The 22728-nt window shown below is 69.6% G+C and carries 20 protein-coding genes and 1 pseudogene; 1 reads left to right on the forward strand and 20 read right to left on the reverse strand.

What is annotated here, in order from left to right:
- Positions 1-20 precede the first annotated feature (20 nt).
- The 7 genes from ACIHCQ_RS12630 to ACIHCQ_RS12660 all read right to left on the reverse strand — a co-directional run bounded on the left by ACIHCQ_RS12630 (position 21) and on the right by ACIHCQ_RS12660 (position 7966).
- Positions 21-1253 carry an arginine deiminase gene (locus ACIHCQ_RS12630; RefSeq protein WP_399661058.1) on the reverse strand — a complete coding sequence of 411 codons (1233 nt, stop codon included), beginning with the start codon at positions 1251-1253 and terminating at the stop codon, positions 21-23.
- Between the two features lie 74 nt (positions 1254-1327).
- Positions 1328-2356 carry an ABC transporter ATP-binding protein gene (locus ACIHCQ_RS12635; protein WP_399661060.1) on the reverse strand — a complete coding sequence of 343 codons (1029 nt, stop codon included), beginning with the start codon at positions 2354-2356 and terminating at the stop codon, positions 1328-1330.
- Positions 2349-3374 (reverse strand): ABC transporter ATP-binding protein, encoded by a 1026-nt coding sequence (locus ACIHCQ_RS12640; protein WP_399661062.1) that lies wholly within the window; start codon positions 3372-3374, stop codon positions 2349-2351. The genes ACIHCQ_RS12635 and ACIHCQ_RS12640 overlap by 8 nt, the downstream gene beginning before the upstream one ends.
- Complete coding sequence (locus tag ACIHCQ_RS12645; protein WP_399661065.1) at positions 3371-4351, reverse strand: ABC transporter permease; 981 nt, start codon at positions 4349-4351, stop codon at positions 3371-3373. Before ACIHCQ_RS12645 ends, ACIHCQ_RS12640 begins: the two co-directional genes overlap by 4 nt.
- Entirely contained in the window at positions 4348-5274 is a 927-nt protein-coding gene (locus tag ACIHCQ_RS12650; protein WP_399661067.1) for an ABC transporter permease, read from the reverse strand. The genes ACIHCQ_RS12645 and ACIHCQ_RS12650 overlap by 4 nt, the downstream gene beginning before the upstream one ends.
- 7 nt (positions 5275-5281) lie before the next feature.
- Positions 5282-6841: an ABC transporter substrate-binding protein gene (locus ACIHCQ_RS12655; protein ID WP_399661069.1), complete on the reverse strand. Its 1560-nt coding sequence runs from the start codon at positions 6839-6841 to the stop codon at positions 5282-5284.
- A gap of 192 nt (positions 6842-7033) precedes the next feature.
- Complete coding sequence (locus ACIHCQ_RS12660) at positions 7034-7966, reverse strand: 5-dehydro-4-deoxyglucarate dehydratase (protein WP_399661071.1); 933 nt, start codon at positions 7964-7966, stop codon at positions 7034-7036.
- Between the two features lie 99 nt (positions 7967-8065).
- Between ACIHCQ_RS12660 and ACIHCQ_RS12665 the strand changes: the two genes are divergently transcribed.
- The gene (locus ACIHCQ_RS12665) at positions 8066-8836 is read left to right on the forward strand and encodes an IclR family transcriptional regulator (RefSeq protein ID WP_399661072.1); all 771 of its coding nucleotides are present in this window, start codon (positions 8066-8068) and stop codon (positions 8834-8836) included.
- A 150-nt stretch (positions 8837-8986) separates the two neighbouring features.
- On the opposite strand, the gene ACIHCQ_RS12670 is transcribed toward ACIHCQ_RS12665, so the two are convergent.
- The 13 genes and pseudogenes from ACIHCQ_RS12670 to ACIHCQ_RS12730 all read right to left on the reverse strand — a co-directional run bounded on the left by ACIHCQ_RS12670 (position 8987) and on the right by ACIHCQ_RS12730 (position 22723).
- Positions 8987-11590: a polynucleotide kinase-phosphatase gene (locus ACIHCQ_RS12670; RefSeq protein WP_399661074.1), complete on the reverse strand. Its 2604-nt coding sequence runs from the start codon at positions 11588-11590 to the stop codon at positions 8987-8989.
- Entirely contained in the window at positions 11587-13065 is a 1479-nt protein-coding gene (locus ACIHCQ_RS12675) for a 3' terminal RNA ribose 2'-O-methyltransferase Hen1 (protein WP_399661076.1), read from the reverse strand. Before ACIHCQ_RS12675 ends, ACIHCQ_RS12670 begins: the two co-directional genes overlap by 4 nt.
- A 197-nt stretch (positions 13066-13262) precedes the next feature.
- Positions 13263-14111 (reverse strand): SMP-30/gluconolactonase/LRE family protein, encoded by an 849-nt coding sequence (locus ACIHCQ_RS12680; protein ID WP_399661078.1) that lies wholly within the window; start codon positions 14109-14111, stop codon positions 13263-13265.
- Between the two features lie 67 nt (positions 14112-14178).
- Positions 14179-15099 (reverse strand): homocysteine S-methyltransferase, encoded by a 921-nt coding sequence (gene mmuM / locus ACIHCQ_RS12685; protein WP_399661080.1) that lies wholly within the window; start codon positions 15097-15099, stop codon positions 14179-14181.
- 69 nt (positions 15100-15168) lie between these two features.
- On the reverse strand, positions 15169-16092 hold the full coding sequence (locus ACIHCQ_RS12690) for an LLM class F420-dependent oxidoreductase (protein ID WP_399661082.1): 924 nt from the start codon (positions 16090-16092) through the stop codon (positions 15169-15171).
- Positions 16093-16310: 218 nt separating this feature from the next.
- Positions 16311-16799: pseudogene (locus ACIHCQ_RS12695) on the reverse strand (DUF6099 family protein); the annotation flags it as partial.
- 144 nt (positions 16800-16943) lie between these two features.
- Positions 16944-17273 (reverse strand): nucleotide pyrophosphohydrolase, encoded by a 330-nt coding sequence (locus ACIHCQ_RS12700; protein WP_399661084.1) that lies wholly within the window; start codon positions 17271-17273, stop codon positions 16944-16946.
- The gene (locus ACIHCQ_RS12705) at positions 17273-18421 is read right to left on the reverse strand and encodes an AAA family ATPase (protein WP_399661086.1); all 1149 of its coding nucleotides are present in this window, start codon (positions 18419-18421) and stop codon (positions 17273-17275) included. The genes ACIHCQ_RS12700 and ACIHCQ_RS12705 overlap by 1 nt, the downstream gene beginning before the upstream one ends.
- A gap of 54 nt (positions 18422-18475) precedes the next feature.
- The gene (locus ACIHCQ_RS12710) at positions 18476-18874 is read right to left on the reverse strand and encodes a cell division protein SepF (protein WP_399661088.1); all 399 of its coding nucleotides are present in this window, start codon (positions 18872-18874) and stop codon (positions 18476-18478) included.
- A gap of 96 nt (positions 18875-18970) precedes the next feature.
- On the reverse strand, positions 18971-19327 hold the full coding sequence (locus ACIHCQ_RS12715; protein ID WP_399661090.1) for a PRC-barrel domain containing protein: 357 nt from the start codon (positions 19325-19327) through the stop codon (positions 18971-18973).
- Between the two features lie 87 nt (positions 19328-19414).
- On the reverse strand, positions 19415-20836 hold the full coding sequence (locus ACIHCQ_RS12720) for an NADP-dependent succinic semialdehyde dehydrogenase (protein ID WP_399661092.1): 1422 nt from the start codon (positions 20834-20836) through the stop codon (positions 19415-19417).
- A 137-nt stretch (positions 20837-20973) separates the two neighbouring features.
- Positions 20974-21180, reverse strand: a complete 207-nt coding sequence (locus ACIHCQ_RS12725) for a DUF6381 family protein (protein WP_399661094.1) — start codon at positions 21178-21180, stop codon at positions 20974-20976.
- A gap of 82 nt (positions 21181-21262) precedes the next feature.
- Entirely contained in the window at positions 21263-22723 is a 1461-nt protein-coding gene (locus tag ACIHCQ_RS12730; protein ID WP_399661446.1) for a cytochrome bc complex cytochrome b subunit, read from the reverse strand.
- Positions 22724-22728 lie beyond the last annotated feature (5 nt).

Genomic DNA, 22728 nt, shown 5'->3' on the forward strand with positions numbered 1-22728 from the left:
ATATACGAGCACCTGCATCGCTATACGGGATCTCGCTCCACCGGACAGCTCATACAGCGCGGCCCGCCCCTCCCCCTGCCCAGTTCGCTGCCACGGATCTCGATCACTTCGATGCCCTGTCTGCGCAGATGGGTGTTCGTGGTGGCATTGCGCTCGTACGCCACGACGACGCCCGGCTCGACGGCGAGCACATTGCAGCCGTCGTCCCACTGCTCGCGCTCGGCCGCGTGCACGTCCTGCGTCGCCGTGAGCACCCGGATCTCCTTGAGCCCCAGCGCCGCGGCGATCGCGCTGTGCATATGCTCGGGCGGGTGGTCGGAGACCTTGAGCGCCTGCGGGCCCTCGGCCGGTTCGATGGTGTACGAGCGGAGCATGGGCAGCCCCGCGTACTGCGTGAAGGTGTCGCGGTCGACCATCGTCATGACGGTGTCGAGGTGCATCAGGGCCCGCCGCTTGGGCATGTCCAGCGCCACGATGGTCCGCGCCGAACCGGCCGCGAACAGGCCGCGCGCCACCATCTCCACCGCCTGCGGGGTGGTGCGCTCGCTCATCCCGATCAGCACCGCGCCATTGCCGATGACCAGCACGTCACCGCCCTCGATGGTGGAGGGGTAGTCGTCCTGCCCGTCCGACCAGTAGTGGAAGTCTCCCGCGCGCGGGCCGGTGAAGAGTGGGTGGTGCTTGTAGATCGCCTCGAAGTGGACGGTCTCGCGCTGCCGGGCGGGCCAGCGCATGGCGTTGATGGAGACACCGTCGTAGATCCAGGCGGAGGTGTCGCGGGTGAAGAGATGGTTGGGGAGGGGACCGAGGAGGAAGTCGTCCAGGTCCATCACATGGAAGCGGACGGAGGTCGGCTCGGGATGACCGGCGAGGAACTCCCGCTTGGTCATCCCGCCGACCAGCGCCTCCACCAGCTCGGCCGTGGGCAGCGCGTCGAATGCGGCCCTGAGGTGGTCGGTGGCGAGCGGTCCGTACTCCTTCTCGTTGAAGACCCGGTCCAGGACGAGCTTTCTGGCCTGCGGGATCTCCAGCGACTCACACAGCAGATCGCCGAAGAGGTGCACCTGCACCCCGCGGTCGCGGAGCACGTCCGCGAACCCGTCGTGCTCCTGGCGGGCACGGCGCACCCACAGCACATCGTCGAAGAGCAGTTCGTCCTTGTTGCTGGGCGTGAGGCGCTTCAGCTCCAGGTCCGGCCGGTGCAGTATGACCTGGCGCAGCCGCCCGGTCTCGGAGTCGACATGGAATCCCATGCCCCCATCCTCGCCGGGCGGAGCCCCCTTCACCCGGCGAACGGTCCAGTTCCCCCACCCATCCGCTACGACCGCTACGTCCGGGCGAACCACCCGACCGGGGCGAGGGGAAGGTGGCAGGCAGCCAGATGCTGCTCATGCCCCGGAGCGGGCGCGTCGGCGGGGACCGCCTCGGCGCAGATGTCCTCGGCCTTCCAGCACCGGGTCCTGAAGCGGCAGCCGGAGGGCGGATCCACCGGCGAGGGCACCTCCCCGGACAGTACGATCCGCTGCGCCGCCCCGGACCCGGACCCGTCCGGCACCAGCCGGGGCACCGCCGAAAGCAGGGCGGCGGTGTAGGGGTGCCGCGGCGAGGAGTAGACCTGCTCGGTGGGGCCGGACTCGACCACCCTGCCGAGATACATCACCGCCACCCGGTCTGCCACATGCCGGACCACCGACAGGTCGTGGGAGATGAACACATAGGCGACGCCCAGCTCGGCCTGGAGATCGGTGAGCAGGTTGAGGACCTGCGCCTGCACCGAGAGGTCCAGCGCCGACACCGGCTCGTCGCACACGATCACATCGGGATTCAGTGCCAGCGCCCTGGCGATGCCGATGCGCTGGCGCTGTCCGCCGGAGAACTCCTGCGGATAGCGGTCGGCGTCGGTTGCCCGCAGACCCACCATCTCCAGCAGTTCACGCACCCTCCTCGCGCGCTCCCGCACGGGCACCACGTCGCTGTGCGAGCGCCACGGTTCGCTGATCAGATCCGCCGCGCTCAGCCGTGGGTTGAGGGAGGCGAACGGGTCCTGGAAGACCATCTGCACCCGGCGCCGCCAGGCCAGCAACTCCTTGCCGCGCAGACCGAACGGGTCCACGCCGTCGAAGCGCACGGTGCCCCCGTCCGGGCGTTCCAGCATCAGCAGCACCCGCGCCAGCGTGGACTTCCCGCAGCCGGACTCCCCCACCAGGCCCAGCGTCTCACCGCGCCGGACGGAGATGTCCACCTTGTCCAGGGCGTGCAGCCGGTTGGATCCCGACGCGCTGCGCGGCACCCGGAAGCTCTTGGTCAGGCCACGCGCCTCCAGCAGCGGTTGATCGGCCACCATCGCCTCAGGCATCGGCCAGCTCCTTCCAGTAGTGGCAGGCCGACACGCGGCCCGGCTCGGTGGTGACCAGCGGCGGCGCCTCGTCGGCACACCGCTGACGCGCCAGCGGGCACCGGGTGCGGAACGCGCACCCGGACGGGATCGACGTGGCCTGCGGAGGGCTGCCCTCGATGGACAGCAGCCTGGTCCCGCGGGCGGCGTCGGCGGGCACCGAGTTCAGCAGCCCCCGGGTATATGGGTGCAGCGGATTGCCGAAGACCTCGGCGACCGGGCCGCGTTCGATGACCGAGCCCGCGTACATCACCGCGACCTGGTCGGCCTGCTCGGCGACCACGGCCAGGTCATGGGTGATGAGCACCAGCGCCATGCGCCGCTCGCGGCGCAGTTCCGCGAGCAGCTCCATGATCTGCGCCTGGACGGTGACGTCGAGCGCGGTGGTCGGCTCGTCGGCAAGCAGCACCGCAGGCCGCAGCGCCACCGCCATCGCGATGAGCAGCCGCTGGCGCATGCCGCCGGAGAACTGGTGCGGGTAGGCCTTGGCCCGGGACCGGGGTTCCGGGATCCCGACCCGTTCCATCAGCTCGATGGCCTTCTCCGTGGCCGCGCGCCGGGACAGTTTCTCGTGGATACGGAATGGCTCGGCCAGCTGCGAACCGACCGTGTACACCGGGTTGAGAGCCGTCAGCGCGTCCTGGAAGACCACGCCGATGCCGGGTCCGGCGATCCGGCGCCGCTCGGCCGGGCTCATCGCCAGTACATCGCGGCCCTCCAGCAGCACCCGGCCGCCCACCACATCGGCGACCGGGTCCAGCAGGCCGACGATCGCCTGGGCCGTCATGCTCTTGCCGCAGCCGGACTCGCCCAGCAGGGCGAGCGTCTGGCCCGCCCTGACCGAGAAGCCGACATCGCGTACGACCCGGGCGGACCCGGTGGGGGTGCGGATCTCCACGGAGAGACCCGTCACCTCCATCGCCACCGGCGGCGCCGGATCGTCGAAGGCCGCGGCCGCGCCGGTCCAGTCCCTGTTCATGCCAGTTCCTTTCCGGCGTGCGCTGACTTGACTGCCTTGCCGTCACGGCGCTTGCGTTTGGGCACGGTGAGCCGCCAGCGCTGGCCCGGGTCACCGGCGATCCTGGCCCAGGCGGCGAGCATGGTCGCCGAGACCGTGGTGATGATGATCGCCAGGCCCGGGAACACCGCGGTCCACCACGCGGTCTGCAACTCCTGCCTGCCCTGCGCCACCATCAGTCCCCAGGAGACGTCCGGCGGCTGGATACCGATACCGAGGAAGCTCAGCGAGGACTCGGTCAGCATCACAAAGCAGAAGTCGACGGCGGCGACGGTCAGCAGCGTAGGCAGCACGATCGGCGCGACATGGCGCCGGATGGTCGCCCAGTCGCCGGTGCCGAAGGTGCGTGCCGCGTCGACGAACAGCCGGCTGCGCAGTTCGGCGGATTCGGCACGCGCCGTCCGCAGGTAGATCGGGATCCGGGCGATGGCCAGCACCAGGACGATGTTGGCGACGCTGGGGGTGAAGACATAGAGCACCACCACCGCCAGCAGCAGGGAGGGGAAGCTGAGGATGACGTCGGCGACGCGCATCGACACGTTCTCCCGCCAGCCACGGTGGAATCCCGCCCACATGCCCCACACCGAGCCGATGAACAGCGACACCAGGACCGCGGGCACCGCGACCGACATGGTCGTACTGGAGGCGACGATGAGCCGGGCCAGGACGCTGCGGCCCAGTGAGTCGCTGCCGAGCAGGAACTCCCAGCCCGAACCCGTACTGAGCGGCGCCAGGTTGACCGATCGCAGGTTCTGATCGGTGGCGAGGTCGCCGAACAGCGAAGGACCCACGATCGCGCACAGCGCGACCAGCAGCAGCACTACGGACGCTGCCGTGGCCATCTTGTCCTTGAGCAGCAGGGACAGCATGTCGGCTGCCCCCGCCTTCGTACTCCCGGGCTTTGTGCTCCCGGGCTTGCGCATCTTGCGATCGCTCATGCCATCGCCCCTTGTCTGACCCGGGCGTCCAGCAACGCGTAGCACATATCAATAAGGATGTTGAGCGCGAAGATCGTCAGTGCGGTGATCAGCACCGCCGCCTGCAGGACCGCGAAGTCACGCTGCAGGATGGAATCGATCATCAGCTTGCCGATGCCCGGCCAGCCGAAGATCGTCTCCACCACGACGGCGCCGTTGACCAGTCCGACCGTCAGGTCTCCGGCGACGGTGAGCACCGGCGCGCCGGCGTTGCGCAGTGCGTGCTTGAAGATCACCTGTCGCTCACTGGCCCCCTTGCTGCGCGCCACCTTGATATAGGGGGCGGAGAGCGCGGAGACCATCGCGCCGCGCACCACTTGGACCAGCACGCCGAACGGCCTGATCAGCAGCGTCGCGACGGGCAGCACCCAGGCGGCGCCACTCCCGGTGCCGGAGGTCGGCAGCCAGTTGAGCTGAACGGCGAAGATCAGCACACCCATGATCGCGAACCAGAAGTCCGGCGTGCTCGCTGCCATCGAGGACAGGAAGCTCGCGATCCGGTCGGCCATGGAGTTCGGCCGGACGGCGGCCAGGCTGCCGACGATCACCGCACCGGTGATCGCCAGCAGCATGGTGACGCCCGCCAGTTGCAGCGTGGCCGGGAACGCCCGCAGTACCGCCTCGCCCGCAGGCTGGGCTGTCCGCAGCGAGTCGCCGAAGTCGAGCTGACTGACTCGCGCCAGATAGTCGCCGAACTGTGCGAGCAGCGACTGGTCGAAGCCATTGCGGGCAGAGAACTCCGCCCTCATCTCCGGTGTGGCACTGAGCGGGAGGTAGAGGTTCGCCGGGTCTCCGGTGAGGCGGGCCAGGAAGAACACTCCGAGCACCACGACCAGGAGTGGCACGGCGCTGGAGACAATGCGTTGTCGTAGAAACGTGAGCATGGGGTCCTCAGCCTGCCGGGTGCATTTCAGCCAGGTGCATCTCGTCGCCGGTCGCGGAGTTCGGCTTGTACTCCACGCCGGGCGACAGCGCGAGGATGCCGGTCATGTGGGCCAGTACGACATCCCTGACGACCTTGTCGTTCTGGTAGGCGAGAGCCTCGGCGAACGCGGCCTGCCGCTCCGGTCCCGCGGCGAGCTCGGCCTTCTTGATCAGCGAGTCCAGTTCGGGGGTGCCGAAGCTGCTCTGCGCGCCCTTGGAGCCATAGATCTGGCCCATGGTGAAAGCGGCGTCGCCGGCCTGGTTACCGTGCTGAGCCTGGAGCAGGGTGGGACCCAGGTTCTTCGGGAAGGGGCGCAGTAGGTACTCCAGCCAGGCGTTCACATCCAGCATCTTGATCTTGACCTTCAGCCCGATCTCCAGCAGCGAGTTCTGCACCACCTCCATGGCCTCGGCGGCCTTGGGGTAGATGCCGTTGCGGCCGATGATCGTGATCTCGGTGTCGACCGGTACGCCGTCTGCGCGGGCCTCATCGATCAGGGCCTTGGCCTGATTCAGGTTGTAGGGCCATGCCTTGACGTTCGGGTTGTACCCGGTGACGCCTTCCGGAACGATCTGGCCGGACGGATCGCCGAGCTTGGCGAAGACGGAGGCGACCAAGCCGTTCTTGTCGGTGGCGTAGTTGAGCGCCCTGCGCACGCGGATGTCGTTGAGCGGCGCCTTGGTGGCGTCGATCCGCAGATACGACGTCTCGTTGTTGGGGTACTCCACGGCGTTCCCGGCAGCACCGTCCGCCGGTGACATGCCTACGGCGATGTCCGCCTCACCGCTGGTGATCATCGCGGCGCGGATGGAGCCCTCGGCGCGCCAGGAGTACTCGGCCACCGCGTAGTCCGGTGCCTTGCCCCAGTAGGTGTCGGACCTCTTCAGTCGCAGGCTGGTGCCCTGCTTCCAGCTGTCGATCTTGTAAGGCCCGGTACCGACCGGCTCACGCACCTTGGCCTTGTTGTTCGTGGTGGTCGGCACCATCTCCACGAACGACAGGCGCAGCGGGAGAATCGGGTCGACGCTGCCCGTGGTGACCTTGAGCGTGGTGTCGTTGACGGCGGTCGCGGTGATCTTGCTTTCGCCGAAGACATAGCCGTCGACATTGCATTCGATGTCCGAGTTGACCGTGCGCTCGATGGAGTACGCGGCGGCCTTCGCGTTGAACGGTGTGCCGTCGTGGAACTTGACGCCCGGGCGGAGGGTGAAGGTCCAGGAGGTGGGGGAGGCCTGTACCCACTTGGTGGCGAGCTTCGGTTCCAGCGCACCGGTATCGGGCACACGCTCGGTCAGCGGCTCGGTGATGTTGGAGCGGGTGACCCGGCCGGTGCTGGTCAGCGAGGCGTCGCACGGCTCCAGGGTGGGCGGCTCCTCGGGGAGGACGATCCGCAGCGCGTCGGGGGAGCTGGAACTGGAGTTCTCGACCGAACAGGCGCCTGTCAGCATCATGGCGCCGATGGCGCTCATCGCCGCGGTCTTTCTGACCGGCAGGCTGGTGGTTCTCAGGGGACGAGGAGTGGACATCGTTGTTCCTCCGGGACAGTGCAGATGGTCGGGGTGTGGTGCGGGGGCTCGGGCGCTCAGTGGCTCAGGCGCTCGTGCTCGGGCGCTCAGGCGCTCCGAGGCTCAGGCGGCTCGTACTCCGCGCTCAGCGGCTCAGAGGCTCGTACGCAGGCCCTGAAGTGGCCCAGGCCTCGTACTCAGGCGCTCGGTAGGTCAGACGCCCGCCATGACGTCGAGGGCCGCGTGGCCGCGCTCGATCAACCGGGCGAGCTCGGCGCGGTGTACGGGCGAGACGTCGGCCAGCGGCGAGCGGACCGGTCCTGCCGACCGGCCCTGGATGTCAAGTCCCGCCTTGACCAGGGCGACCGCGTAGCCGTTCGTGGTGTGCCGCAGTTCGGTCAGCGGCACATAGAACTCCCGCAGCAGGGTGTTCTGAAGCTCGTTGTCACCGCGCTCGAAGGCGTCGAAGAACGCGCGGGCGATGGCCGGGGCGAACGCGAGGGTGGCCGAGGAGTAGGCCCGCGCGCCGACCGCCGCGTAGGCGCGGGCGAAGGTCTCCGCCGTCGGCATGCCGTTGAGGAGAGGCAGCTCCCCGCCTGTCGCGGTGTGGATGCGCTGCAGCAGCTCCAGGTCGCCGTGACCGTCCTTGAAGGCCACGATCTGGTCGAGCTCCGCCAGTTCGGCAACCGACTCCGGGGTGAAGATCGCGGTCGCGCGCTGGTACGGGATGAGCGCGAGGTCCGTGGCCGCGGCGATCCGCCGGTAGTGCTCGACGAGACCTGCGGGCGGGCCGACTTGGAGGTACGGGGGCAGAACCAGCGCTCCGTCGGCCCCGCCCTGCTCGGCGGAGCGGACGAACTCGACGGCGACCTGTGTGCCGCCGCCGACGCCGGCGAATACGAGCACCTCACCACCCACATGGGATACTGCGGCACGCACGAGCTCACGGTGCTCGGTGAGGGTGAGCGAGGCGAATTCCCCAGTGCCGCAGGCGACGAAGAGGGCAGTCGGCTTGGCGTCCAGCATCTCCGTGAGGTGTTGCTCAAAGCGCGGAAGATCCAGGTCGCCGTCCGCCCGGAACGGCGTGACGGGGAAACCGAGCAGGCCGGTGAGCGAGTGGGCCAGCTGCGGATGGGGCAGTGACATATAGCACCTGTGTCTACGTATGGAGACGACGTCTAACCTTGTAGACGGGAGTAAAGTGCCGTGACAGTCGTCACGTCAAGCGATTCCAGAGGAGCAAAGGTGGCCGACACAGCACGATCGCTGGATCCGGGCGGTGTACGGAGTGTTAAATCGGCAGACCGGACCATCACGCTGCTGGAGTATCTGAGCGCAGCGGAGACCCCTCGTTCGCTGCGCAATGTCACCACTGACCTGGGCATTCCGCGCGCGAGCGCCTACGCCCTGCTGACTACTCTGGTGCGCACGGGCTGGGTCAGCACCGACGGCAGCGGCTCAGGGTTTCAATTGGGTATCAGGGCACTACGCGCAGGCGCTTCCTACGTCGAACACGACGATGTGGTGCGGCGGGCCCAGCCGGTGATGAACAACCTGTCCGAGCAACTCGGCGAGACGATTCATCTCGCCCGCCTCGACGGCCACGAGATCGTCTACCTCGCGACCTGCGTCTCCCGGCACTCGCTCGCGGTGGTCTCCAGACCCGGCCGCAGGCTGCCCTGCTGGGCGACCGGGCTGGGCAAGGCGATCCTCTCCCAGCGCCCCTGGGAGGAGGTCGACGCGCTGCTGCCGCAGACTCTGACCGCGCGCACCGAGAACACGATCACCAGCCGGGAGCGCCTGCGGGAGTCGCTTGTGGAGATCGCCCAGCGAGGCTGCTCGATCGATGAGCAGGAGTCGACCCTGGGGCTGCGCTGCTTCGCGGTTCCGCTGCGCTTCGGGGGTGCGGTGAATGAGGCGCTGAGCTGCTCGGTTCCCATCGTCCGGCTGGACGAGGCCAGGGAACGGAACATCCTCGCCCTGCTGCTCCAGGCCCGCGAGCGTATCGTCGGTTAGCTGCCCGCCTTGGAGGTTTCGTAGCAGCTATCCAGCCATCCATCCAGGCATCCAGGCATCCAGGCATCCGGCTGAGAGGCGCTGAGCATACGAATGCCCGCCGGCCGCTGAGTGGTCTGCTCCAGCGGCCGGCGGGCGGTGCTTCCTTGTCTACAACCGGGGGTCGACCGGCTCCGACTCCAGGGCCAGCACGGCGAAGACCGCTTCGTGGATCCGCCACAGCGGCTCGCCGTCGCCCAGCCGGTCCAGGGCCTCAAGCCCCAGCGCGTACTCCCGCAGCGCCAGCGAGCGCTTGTGGCCCAGGAACCGGTTGCGCAGGCGCTCCAGGTTCTCCGGCCGCGTGTACTCGGGGCCGTAGATGATCCGCAGATACTCGCGACCGCGGACCTTGATGCCCGGCTGGACCAGCCTGCCCTTCCCGTCGTGCGCGAGCGCCTGGAGGGGTTTGACGACCATGCCCTCGCCGCCCCGGCCCGTCATTTCCAGCCACCAGTCGACACCCGCCCTGACTGAGTCCTCGTCGCCGGTCTCCACGACGAGGCGGCGGGTGACCTGGAGCAGACCGGTGGGGTCGTGCTCCACCAGCCGGTCCAGCCATGCCAGTTGCTCGTCGTGCGGTACGGCGGCGAGCGAACGCCCCTGGACGGCGAGGATCTGGAACGGCGCGAGACGTACGCCCTCCAGCCCTCCGTCCAGCCCCTCGGTCGGCCAGCAGTAGCGCCGGTACGCCTCGGTGAACGCGGCGGCGTCGCCGGCGCGCTCCCGCTGCTTGGCCAGCAGCCCGTCCACCGGGACACCGCGCGCGACGGCGGCTTCGAGGGCCGCCGTGGCGCCCGGGAAGACGGCGCGCGATGCCGCGCCGACCGCCGCGTACTGCGAACGCAGCAGCCCGCCCGCCTTGAGCGACCAGGGCATCAGCTCGGCGTCCAGGAGCACCCAGTCAGTGGCCAGTTCGTCCCAAAGGCCCGCAGCGGTCACGGCCGTACGCAGCCGGTCCAGGATTGTCTCGGTGACCTGCTCGTCGGCGAAGAAGGGCCGTCCGGTACGGGTGTGCAGCGCGCCGGTCGGTCCCTCGACCCCGAACCGCTCGCGCGCGGTCGCTGCGTCGCGGCAGACCAGCGCCACCGCCCGCGAGCCCATGTGCTTCTCCTCGCACACGACCTTCGCGACGCCGTCCGCCCGGTACTGGGCGAAGGCCTCGGCCGGGTGTTCCAAGAAGTGTCCATCAGCGGCTCCGCCGCGGGCGTCTGCCTTCGAGGTCGCGGTCGGCGACATCGTCGGCGGCAGGTAGGCGAGCAGCCGCGGGTCGACGGCGAAGCGGCTCATGACTTCGAGCGCCGCAGCGGCGTTCTCCTCGCGCACGCCGACGCGTGCCATGTGCCGGGTCTCCACGACCCGGCGTCCGTGCACATCGGCGAGGTCCAGCGGGCGGCCTTCGCGGCTGCCGGGGGCCTCGGTGCTGAGCGGCTTGGCCGGTTCGTACCAGACCCGCTCTGCCGGTACGTCGACGAGCTCGCGCTCCGGCCAGCGCAGCGCGGTCATCTTGCCGCCGAAGACCGCCCCGGTGTCCAGGCAGATGGTGTTGTTGATCCAGGAGGTGTTCGGGACGGGTGTGTGGCCATAGACGACGGCGGCCCGTCCCCGGTAGTCCTCCGCCCACGGGTAGCGCACGGGCAGGCCGAACTCGTCGGTCTCGCCGGTGGTGTCGCCGTAGAGGGCGTGCGAGCGGACCCGGCCGGAGGTGCGGCCGTGGTACTTCTCGGGCAGACCGGCGTGGCAGACGACCAGCTTGCCCTCGTCCAGCACGTAATGGCTGACCAGTCCGTCGATGAACTCCCGCACCTGCGCGCGGAAGGTGTCGTCCTCCTTGTCGAGCTGCTCAATGGTCTCGGCCAGTCCGTGCGTGTGCTGGACGTTCCGGCCCTTGAGGTAGCGGCTGAGCTTGTTCTCGTGGTTTCCGGGCACGCAGAGGGCGTTGCCCGCGGCGACCATGCTCATCACGCGGCGCAGCACGCCGGGGCTGTCGGGCCCGCGGTCCACCAGGTCGCCGACGAAGACCGCCGTACGCCCTTCGGGGTGGGCGCCGTCCCGGTAGCCGAGCTTGGCGAGGAGGGTGTCCAGCTCGGAGCGGCAGCCGTGGATGTCGCCGATGATGTCGAAAGGTCCGGTGAGGTGGGTGAGGTCGTTATAGCGGCGTTCGAGAACGACTTCGGCGTTCTCGACCTCTTCCGCGCTGCGCAGGATGTGCACCTTGCGGAAGCCCTCGCGCTCCAGTCCGCGCAGCGAGCGGCGCAGTTCGCGCTTGTGTCGCTGGATGACGTGGCGGGGCATCCCGGCGCGGTCGGGGCGGGTGGCGTTGCGCTGGGCGCAGACGTCTTCGGGCAGGTCGAGGACTATGGCGATGGGCAGTACGTCGTACTGGCGCGCCAGCTGTACGAGCTGCTTCCGGCTCTCCTGCTGCACGCTGGTGGCGTCGATGACGGTCAGCCGCCCGGCCTCAAGGCGCTTCCCGGCGATGTAGTGCAGTACGTCGAAGGCGGCGCCGCTCGCGCTCTGGTCGTTCTCGTCGTCGGCGACGAGGCCGCGGCAGAAGTCGGAGGACAGGACCTCGGTGGGCTTGAAGTGGGTGCGGGCGAAGGTGGACTTGCCGGAGCCGGTCGCGCCGATGAGGACGACGAGGGACAGGTCGGTCACGGGGAGCCTGCGCTTGGTGGGCGCGGTGTCCGTGCTCGTGCTCGTACTCGTACTGGTCATGCCGCCTTCGCCTCCTTCTCGCTGTTGGTCTTGGTCTTGGTCTTGGTGAACACGGCCAGCTGGGTCGGCGGGCCCACCTCGGGGTCGTCAGGACCGACGGGCGCGTACGTGACGCCGTAGCCGTACCGTGCGGCGACCTGGTCGGCCCAGGCGCGGAACTCCGCGCGCGTCCACTCGAACCGGTGGTCGCCGTGGCGCACATGCCCGGCGGGCAGCGTCTCCCAGCGGACGTTGTACTCGACGTTCGGCGTGGTCACCACCACCGTCTGCGGCCGTGCGGACCCGAACACCGCGTACTCCAGGGCGGGCAGCCGCGGCAGGTCGAGGTGCTCGATGACCTCGCTCAGCACGGCGGCGTCGTAACCCCCCAGCCGCTTGTCGGTGTAGGTGAGCGAGCCCTGCGTCAGCGTGATGCGCGCCGCCTGCCGCTCGCCCATCTGGTCGAGTTTCAGCCGCCGCCCCGCGATGGTCAGCGCCCGCACCGACACATCGACTCCGACGATCTCGGTGAAGCGCACATCCTTGAGCAGCGCCTGCACCAACTGGCCCTGCCCGCAGCCGAGGTCGAGCACCCGGCTCGCCCCGGCGGCGCGCAGCGTGTCGAGGATCGCGTCCCTGCGCTGCACCGCGAGCGGTACGGGCTTGTCCTCGGTGTCGGTGGTCTCGTCCACGGCGTTGTCCACGTCCTCGACATCGAGGTCGTCGGCCTCGGCCAGCCGCACCAGCTCAAGCCGCTCCATCGCCTGCCGGGTGAGCCCCCAGCGGCGGGACAGATAGCGGCTGGTGATCAGCTGCTGCTCGGGGTGTGCGGCCAGCCAGCCCTCGCCCGCCCGCAGCAGCTTGTCCACCTCGTCGGGCGCGACCCAGTAGTGCTTGGCGTCGTCGAGGACGGGCAGCAGGACGTACAACTGGCGCAGCGCGTCGGCGAGCCGCAGCTCCCCTTCGAGCACCAGCCGCACATAGCGGGACTCGCCCCACTCGGGGAACCGCTCGTCCAGTGCCACCGGCTCCGCTGTCACCGATGCCCAGCCCAGCGGCCCGAAAAGCTTCCGCACCAGCTCGGGGCCGCCGCGCGCGGGCAGCGCGGGCACCTCGATACGCAGCGGCATCGGGGCCTCGACGCGTTCGGGCAGGGCGGCGCACACGCCTCGCAGGGCGCTCTTGAAGACGGTGCTCAGCGCCACGGCCAGCAGCGAGGAGGCCGCGTACGGCCGGTCGTTGACGTACTGCGCGAGCGCCGAGTCGGGCGCACCGCCACGGCCCTTGCCCTTGCCGCGCCGCACCAGAGCCACCGGATCCACCTCCAGCAGCAGCGCGGAGGTGCAGCGCTCGGCGGTCGCCTCGGGGTAGAAGACATGCGCCGTGCCATGCGCGGTGGAGAACGTCTGCGCCTTGTCGGGATGCTTGTGCAGCAGAAAACCGAGGTCGGTGGCGGGACGTGCAAGGCTGCCGGTGGTACTGATCGTCAGGAACACTGTGGGTGCCTCAAAATGCTGTCTGAGCTGCGGATACGTACCGTGCGGTCAATCGCGTGCACATCGGGTGCACTCGGGTGCACTGCGGTCAGCACAACGTATAGCGAACGCCCCGGGCACACTCGGGAATTTTCCAGCGCCAACGTCAGCCACGGGCCTACGGCTCTACGGGCCTACGGGCCTACGGGCCTACGGGTCTACGGCCAGCCGGCGCCGGGCACGGTGACCTCGGTGGCGAGCACGTGCCCGCTTCCCGCCGGGACCATTTCCGGCAGGTCGTTCCGCCACTCGGCCGCCACCACGAACAGCGTCCTCCCCTCAGGGCCGCCGAGCGCGCAGGCGAACCCACCACGGTCCAGCTCGATCGTTTCCAGCACCCTGCCTCCCTCGGCCACGCGCGCGCACAGCTGGTGGGGCACATCGGCGTACCAGACGGCATTCTCGGCATCCACACAGATACCGTCCGGCGTGCCGTCGCCGAGATCGGCCCACACCCGCCGATGGGAAAGCCCGCCGTCGGCATCGATGTCGAAGGCCGCGAGCCCGTGGCCATAGGACTCGGCAACGATGAGGGTGGAGTTGTCGGCGGTCACCGCCATACCGTTGGGGAAGGCGAGGTCGTCCGCCACCCGCCGTAGCGCGCCGTCCGGGGTGACCAGGGTGACGGATCCGGGGGCATACGCTTCGCCGGCCATCATGTTGAAGCCGATGCTGTTGACGTAGGCGTTGCCGCGGCCGTCCACGACGATGTCGTTCCAGCCGGCCTTTCCCAGATCGGCATGCGTCACCAGCGACCCGTCCGGCTCCTGGCGCAGCAGAAGCCCGTCGGACGACGACACGATCAGCAACCGCCCGTCCGGCTGCCAGGCGATACACAGAGGAAGCGACTCCACCCGGGCTATCACCTCACTCCGGCCCGCAAGATCCACGGCGATCACCTCGTGCGAGGACCAGTCGGAGAAGTACAGCCGGTCACCGTGCCACCGTGGCGACTCCACAAGCCCGCGCCCGGCCAGCAGGGTACGAACCTCGCGCGTTCCGCTCACGCCCACCAACTCCTCTTCTCGACAACCTCTGCCGATGCTGACCGCAGGCCGTCCGGAAAGTCATCGGTCAGGCCACTCCAGGGCCCGTCGGCTCCGTGAGTTCCGCCAGTTCCGTGATCTGTTCGGGTCCCACCCGGCAGCAGCCGCCGACCAGGCGGGCGCCGGACGCCAGCCAGTCCCGCACCCTGGCCGGGTCATAGGTCGCCCCGCCACGCCATGCCCGGGCCGCGGAATCCCACCGCTCGCCGCTGTTCGGGTAGACGACCACCGGCTTGCCGGTCACCTCCGCCGCGAGCTCCACCGCACGGTCCGCGTCGGCCGGCGTGCAGCAGTTCACCCCGACGGCGATCACCTGCTCCAGACCGGCCGCGAGAGCGAAGGCCGACCGCAGCTCCTGACCGGCCCGGGTCCGCCCGCCGGTGATGCTGTACGAGAGCCAGACCGGCACCCCGCACCCCTCGACCGCCCGCAGCAGCGCCCGCGCCTCGTCCGTGTCAGGCACCGTCTCCAGGGCGAGCACATCGGGTCCCGCCGCCGCCAGTGCCTCGATCCTCGGCCGGTGGAACCTCTCCAGCTCGGCCACGGACAGCCCGTACCGGCCGCGGTACTCGCTGCCGTCCGCGAGCATCGCGCCGTACGGCCCGACGGAGGCCGCGACCCACACCTCCCGCTCGGTCGTCCCGGCCGCGGCGCGCGCCAGCCCGACGCTGCGGGCCAGCAGCTCCGCGGCCTGCTCCCGCCCGACGCCGCGCCGCGCGAAGCCCTCGAAGGTGGCCTGGTAGCTGGAGGTGATGAGCACCTGCGCGCCCGCCCGTACATACGCGGTGTGGGCCGCCTCGATCTGGCGAGGATCGTCGGCGAGCAGCCGGGCCGACCAGAGCGCGTCGGACAGCTCGCAGCCCTGCGCCTCCAGTTGGTTGGAGAGCCCGCCGTCGAGGACGACGACCCCTTCGGCGAGCGCGGCGGCGAGTGTACGGGCGGGGATCACGGTTCTCCCATGGTGCTCTGGCGAGGCGAGGCGAGGCAGCGCGGGCGGGGCCAACCGGGGCAGGGCGGGTCAGCCCAGCTGGGACTGGACCTGCGCGGAGATCAGCTCCAGATGGTCCAGGTCATCGAGGTCCAGGATCTGGAGATAGAACCGGGACGCCCCTGTCGCGCCGTACCGCCCGATCGTGTCGACCACTTCGGCGGGCGTGCCCGCCAGTCCGTTCCTCTTGAGCTCGTCCACCTCCCGGCCGATGGCGGCGGCCCGGCGCGCCACCTCCGCGTCGTCCTTGCCCACGCAGACGACCAGGGCGCTGGAGTACACCAGGTCGTCCGCCGCGCGCCCGGCCGCCTCCGCGGCGGCGCGGACCCGGCCGAACTGCCGCTCGGTGTCCGCCGGCGAGGCGAAGGGCATATTGAACTCGTCGGCGTACACCCCGGCCAGCCGTGGGGTGCGGGTGGCGCCGGTGCCGCCGATCAGTACCGGCACCTTTGCCTGGGCGGGCTTGGGCAGGGCGGGCGAGTCGACGAGCTGGTAGTGCGCGCCGTCGAAGGAGAAGGTCTGGCCGGTCTCGGTCGCCCACAGTCCGGTGATGATCGCCAGCTGCTCTTCCAGCCGCGCGAACTTGTCGCCGGGAAACGGTATGCCGTAGGCCTTGTGCTCCTCCTCGAACCAGCCCGCGCCCAGGCCCAGTTCGACCCGGCCGCCCGACATCTGGTCGACCTGCGCGACCTGGATGGCCAGCACGCCGGGCAGCCGGAACGTACCGGCGGTCATCAGCGTGCCGAGGCGGATCCGCTTGGTCTCGCGGGCCAGCCCGGCCAGCGTTATCCAGGCGTCGGTGGGTCCGGGCAGGCCGTCGCCGGAACCCATGACCATGTAGTGGTCGGAGCGAAAGAGGGCATCAAAGCCCAGGTCCTCGGTGGCCTTGGCAACGGTCAGCAGGGTGTCGTAGCTCGCCCCTTGCTGGGGCTCGGTGAAAATTCGAAGATCCATGCTTCCATCCTGCACCCGCGCCCCGGCCGGCATGGCGGCTACCCCACGGCTGTCCCCGGTCATATTCGCCACGCCGCCGAGTCCATCGCATCCACCGAGTCCATGGCATCCACCGGGTCCATCACCTTCAGCGCGTCCAGCGCATCGGCCGCCAGACGAGCTGGATGAGCGGGACGATCCGAACGAGTCGGACGAACCGGGTCCCGGATGATGTGGGCAGGCTCCTCCGGCTCCGCCCCGGGCTCCCTCTCCGAGTCCGTCTCCGACTCCCGCTCCGCCAGCTTCCGCAGCATTCCGCGCACCCGGTCAGTCGACTCGTCCGCCGCGTCAATCGCCTCGATGCACTGCCAGTACAGCCCCTCCTCCTCTGTGCCACAGGCGCCGCCTACCAGAGCGATTCCCACCTCCCCCAGCAGCACGCCCAGCCCGATCAACGCCGCGCGCACATCGGCCACTTCGGACAGCTGCGCGGCCCGCACGCCGTCCTTGCCCGCGATGGGGTGGTCGAGCGCCCCGCACCCGCGCGCGCCGATCTCGCTGAGCTCGCGCGCCTCGCTCCTCAGCTCCAGCGGACCGCCCGAAGCCAGCAGACCTCCAATCGCCTGGGCGAGTGCCTGGATCTGCCAGGCCTCCGCCACGATGTCCGGCACCGCACGGCTCTGTGCCAGGGCGTGCCGGCTTACCCCGATGAGCCGTTTCGCTTCCATGTACGCAGCCCCGTTCATACGACTGTCTGCCCATTTAGTTCACTACCCAGAGTGAGTGAACTTGAGCATAAAAGCCAGGGGAATTCGGAAATCTGTGGACAGCACGACCGTTGTGGATAACTTTGTCGCTACTTAGAGTGACAGTCACTCTGTCGGGAAGCGCAGCTCGTTCCGGTCGATCTTGTCGGAGAGCGCCGCCAGCGCGTCGATCCCGAGCACCTCGCAGAACTGCAGCAGATACGCGAGCACATCCGCGACCTCGTCGCGCACCCGGTGCGCCGACTCCTCGCTCTCCATCACCCGCGCCGACTGCTCGGGGGTCAACCACTGGAAAATCTCGACCAGTTCGGACGCCTCGACGCTCAGCGCCACCGCCAGGTTCTTCGGGGTGTGGTACGGCTGCCAGTTCCGCGCCGCCGCGAACTCGGCCAGCCTGCGCTGCAACCCTGCCACATCCAGCTCGTCTTCTCTCATCACGCCACCAGGTCTACCACCGTCACCCCGGCCACCCCGCGCGCGTACGAGGCGTCGGCGACCGTCCCGACCAGCCGGATATGCCCCCGCTCGCACATCTCGGCGCCCAGACACACCAGTTCACGCGCCTGCCGCCGGTCCAGACACCGGTCGAAGCCGTCCGCGAGAACGGTGAGCGACCGGTACGCGTCCGGCAGCTCGGCCGGCTGGTCCATGGCGAGCACCCCGGGCCCGGTGAGGATCACCAGCGCGAGCGCCAGGTATCTCAACTCGCCTTCGCCCAGCCGCTCCACGGGGGTCGCCCGCAGCCCGCCGCCCCGGGCCAGCAGCGCGCGTACCATCCCGTCGCCGAGCTCCTCGACTGCCAGATCGGCCACCTCTCCCGCGCAGCCCGCCCGCGCCGCCGCCGCCAGCCGTACATGCCTCTTGGCGCACTCGCTCCGCGTACGGTGCAGCACCTCCGCCAGGTTGTCGCAGCCACGCCGCAGCACCCCCTCCCCCACCGCCACCGGTTCGCGCATCCGACGCGGCTGCGGATCGCAGGGGAAGACCGACCGCAGCGCCAGGACGACCTGTTCCGCCGCCGCCAGCACCCGCAGCTGGCCCTGGGTCTTGCCCGCCACGCGCAGCGGCAGCAGGGCCGTGCCGAGCCGGTCGTCCGGCAGTGGGGCGCGCGTCACCGGCGACAGCCCGGCCGTGTACCAGGCGGCCTGCACCGAGGACCGTCCCGGGTCGCGCAACGCGGTGGCCAGCAGGGTCCGCCCGCCGCCGGTCAGCCGCTCCCCCACGACACGCAGTTCGGGCTCCGCCTGTACGGCGAGGTCGAGCTGTACGGGACCGGCCGGGCCGTCGACGGTGCAGCCGATCCGGAATCCGCGCCGCCCCTGCCCGTCGGCCGCCGCCCGCTCCGGCACACACGCCGCCGGATCCGGGAAGGCGGCCGGCAGCCTGTGCCCCGCACCGAGCCGCGCCAGCGCCTCGTACGCCTGCAGGACGCTTGTTTTGCCGCTGCCGCTCGCCCCCGCGAGGAGCGTCAGCGGACCGAGGGGCAGGACCGCGCCCCGGTGGGTCTTGAAGGCGGAGAGCCGTAGTTCGGTGACTGCGGGGCGGGCGCTGTTCGCGCTGGTGAGGGGGGTGGCTGTGTCCATGGCGGGACGGTACGCAGCGCGAAAGGCGGGAAACGTTCCGCCTCTATGACTTTCCTACGAACGGGGTACGGCGGCAGCCGCGATGCCTTCCACCTCCGTACCGACCGGGGCCAGGAGGAACACATTCCGGTCGACCCGGTGCATTCCGCTGCCAAGACCGAAGACAACACCGCTGCTGAAGTCCAGGATACGTTTGGCCACATCGGGCTCGGCGCCGGTCAGGTCCAGCAGCACCGGGATCTGGGCGATGAGGTGGTCGGCGACCTCGCGCGCGTCGGCGAAAACCTGCACCCGCAGAACGATGAAACGGCGTTGCCCGGCCCCCGCGTATTCCTGCGGGACGGCGCGGTGGTCGACCCTTGAAGGCCACTCGTTACGGCTGCGCAACGGGACGACCTGTGCCAGGCCTTCCCACTGTTCGTCGGTGACGTCGTACCTCTCGTACCTACTCATGACCCCATCCTCCCGCTCCTCACCCGTTCGGCCCAACACCGACACGTGGTTTGGCTTTCCGCGCCTGCGGGAGGAGGCACGCGTCCGGCGGTCGCGTCACGGTCGCCGGTGCACGTAGTACTGCTCGATCAGCTGGATGAACGTGTTGTCGCTCTCCGGTCCGTGGCCGCGGCTCTCGTAGTCCGGCGAGTCCTTGACCTCCTCTTTCATGCAGGAGACATGCACCGTCTCGGTCTCCGTGTCGATACGTGTCACCAGGCCCGCGGGGAGGAGTACCCGCCTGCCGAAGATCCATGGGCCGGTGTCCACGACGATGTAGGACCGGTCCACATCCTCCGTATGTTTGTCGACCTTTCCAATGGATCCGTCGGCCGCCTCGACGTGGTACCCGACGAGCTGTGCGCCCGGCACAAAGCCCGCGGTCTCGGGATAGCCCCACATATCGGCACTCATGACGAGCCTCCTCTCACTGCCCCCTGCCCGCACTGCGGGTACCCGGAGGGATCCCCCTCATTCGACGCCCGCTCACTCGACGCCCGCTCACTCGACAGGGGCGTTGACGTCGTCCGGTTCCGGGCCGTGCCACACGGTGGTGACGTTGCAGAACTCGCGGATCCCGTGGCCGGACAGCTCCCTGCCGTAGCCGGAGCGCTTGACGCCGCCGAAGGGCAGCGCCGGGTGCGAGGCGGTCATTCCGTTGAAGTAGACCCCGCCCGCCTCCAGGTCGCGCACGAAGCGCTCCACTTCCCCGTCGTCGCGTGTCCACACATTGGAACTGAGACCGAAGGGCGTGTCATTGGCGACGGTCACCGCCTCGTCGAGGCCGGCGACCCGGTAGACCGCCGCCACCGGGCCGAAGGCTTCCTCCCGGTGGATGCGCATGCTGTCGGACACTCCGGTGAGGACCGTGGGCTCGTAGTACCAGCCCCGGGGACGCTTCTCGGGGCGCCGCGCTCCGCACTGTGCCACCGCCCCGAGGCGCAGGGCGTCATCGACCAGTGCCTCCAGATCGGCGCGCCCCTGTTCGCTCGCGAGCGGGCCGACGTCGGTTGTCTCCCGCATCGGGTCGCCCACGCTCAGCGCCCGCATTCCCGCGGTGAAGCGCTCACAGAAGGCGTCGTGGACCTCGGCGTGGACGATGAACCGCTTGGCGGCGATGCAGGACTGCCCGTTGTTCTGCGCCCGGGCCGTCACCGCCGTACGGGCGGCCCGCTCGACATCGGCTGACGGCATCACGACGAAGGGGTCACTGCCGCCGAGCTCCAGCACGGTCTTCTTCACCTCGTCGCCCGCGACGGCGGCGACGGAACGCCCGGCCCGCTCGCTGCCGGTGAGCGTGGCGGCGGCCACCCTGCGGTCGCGCAGGATGCCCTCGACCGCGCCGGATCCCACGAGCAGCGTCTGGAAGCACCCATCGGGAAACCCGGCGCGCTGGAAGAGGTCCTCCAGGTAGAGGGCGGTCTGCGGGACGTTCGACGCGTGCTTGAGCAGGCCTACGTTGCCCGCCATGAGCGCGGGGGCGGCGAAGCGTACGACCTGCCAGAGCGGGAAGTTCCACGGCATCACGGCCAGGACAGGGCCGAGGGGGCGGTAGCGGACGCTCGCCCGGGAGGCTCCGGAGTCCTTCAGATCGGCGGCCGAGGGCTGCTCGGGGGCGAGCAGTTCCTCGGCGCGCTCGGCGTACCAGCGCATCGCCTTCGCGCACTTCGCCGCCTCCGCGCGGGCGGCGGCGATCGGCTTGCCCATCTCGGTGGTCATGGTGCGGGCGATGTCCGGCTGGTCCTGGTCCAGCAGGTCAGCTGCGCGGTTCAGCAGCTCGGCCCGGTGGCTGAAGGAGGTGGTCCGGTACTGGGCGAAGGCGGTCTCGGCGAGCGCCAGGCGGCGTTCGAGCTCCTCGGGTCCGAGCTCGTCGAAGGTCTTGAGCGTCTCTCCGGTGGCGGGATTCACCGTGGCGATGGGCATGCGGCCGTCCTCCTTGTTGAACTTGCTCTCCTCGCTCTCCTCGCTCTCCTCACGCTCCTCACGCTCCTCGCGCTCCTCGGTGGCCTCCGGTCCGCGGGCTGCGGATGGGAGGCCACCGAGGCCAGGGGCCAGGGGCGCTACTCGGGCGGGTACTGCTGCCCGCCCGTCGAGCCGCCCTCCTGCAGGCTCTGCTCCTGCCTGCTCTGCTTCTCCAGCCGCCGTGCCTTCTCCTGAAGCCGCTCACGCTGGATCGGGTCGGTCGCGCGCTCCGCGGCTTCGCTCAGTTCCTGTGCCTTCTCGCGCATCTGCTGCACTCGGCCTGCGGGCTCGCCTGCGACGCTCATGGTCACTCCTCGGGCAGTTGGGAGAGCTGGCCCCACCAGCGAACCAAGGCTTCCGCGCCCCCGCATCTCGAACGGCCCACCGTCACCGCGCGTCGTGGCGTGGTCCGGTTCGTACCTGCTCATAGCCGCCCTCCACCGTCTGCCGCACATAGCCCGTCTCCGCGCCCTTGGCCTGCCGCTCGCGCTCCGCGTCCTGGAGCGCGAGGCAGAGCCGCTTGGTGACCATGAACGCGACAACCGGCAGCACGATCAAGGCCGCCTGCAGCACCCAGGTCAGAGCGTTGACCGAGATCCGGAAGGTGTACGCCACCACATCGTTGCCCCCGGCCAGCAGCAGCACACCGTAGAAGACGACGGCGGCGACCCCGAGCCCGGTGCGCACCGGGCGGTCGCGCGGCCGGTCGCACAGGTGGTGTTCGCGCCGGTCGCCCGTCATCCGGGCCTCGCAGAACGGATACGCGTACAGCACCGCGAAGAGCAGAGCGGGCAGCACCACCGCGGGCAGCAGGACGTTCCACATCAGGGTGTGCCCGGCGATGTTCGTCTCCCACGGCGGTACGAGCCGCAGCGCGCCCTCCAGGAAGCCGACGTACCAGTCCGGCTGCGAGCCCGTCGACACCAGCTCCGGCCGGTACGGCCCGTACGCCCACACCGGGTTGATCTGAGCGATCGCGCTGAGGGCCGTCAGCACGCCGGCGACGATGCAGAACAGCCCGCTGGACGACGTGACGAACTGGGGGAAGAACGGCTTGCCGACGGCGTTGCGGTTGGTGCGGCCCGGGCCCGCCCACTGGGTGTGCTTCAGGTAGAAGACGAGGATGAGATGGATGGTGACCAGGCCGATGAGCAGCCCCGGCAGGAGCAGGATGTGCACCGCGTACAGCCGCGTGATCATGTCCTCGCCTGGGAACTCCGCCCCGAACGCGAACATGCTGACGTACGTCCCCACCACCGGGATCGACAGCATGATGCCCTGCGCGATCCGCATTCCGGTGCCGGAGAGCAGATCATCGGGCAGTGAGTAGCCCGCGAACCCCTCCGCCAGGGCGAGCAGGAAGAGCGTCACCCCGATGGTCCAGTTCGCTTCACGGGGTCTGCGGAACGCCCCGGTGAAGAAGATCCGCAGCAGATGCGCCCCGATCGCGGCGACGAAGAAGATCGCCGCCCAGTGGTGCAGCTGCCGGATCAGCAGACCGCCGCGGATGTCGAAGCTGATGTTGAGGGTGGAGTCGAAGGCCTGCGACATCCGTACGCCCCGGAGCGGCGTGTACGACCCGTCGTACACCACTTCGCGCAGTTCCGGCTTGAAGAACAGGGTCAGATACACGCCGGTGACGATCAGCACGATCAGGCTGTACAGGGCCAGCTCGCCGAGCAGGAACGACCAGTGGTTGGGGAACGCCTTACGGAGCAGCTGACCGCCTTCGGAGGCGGGGAGCCGGGCGTCCAGCCCTTCGGCGACGCGGCCGACGGTCCGGTGGGCGGCATGCCTGGCGGTCCCTTTCGCGGCGTGTGTCTTCAGCCGTGTCCGCCGGAAGAAGATCACGG

Source organism: Streptomyces sp. NPDC052236 (genome assembly GCF_044548015.1).
Lineage (GTDB): Bacteria > Actinomycetota > Actinomycetes > Streptomycetales > Streptomycetaceae > Streptomyces.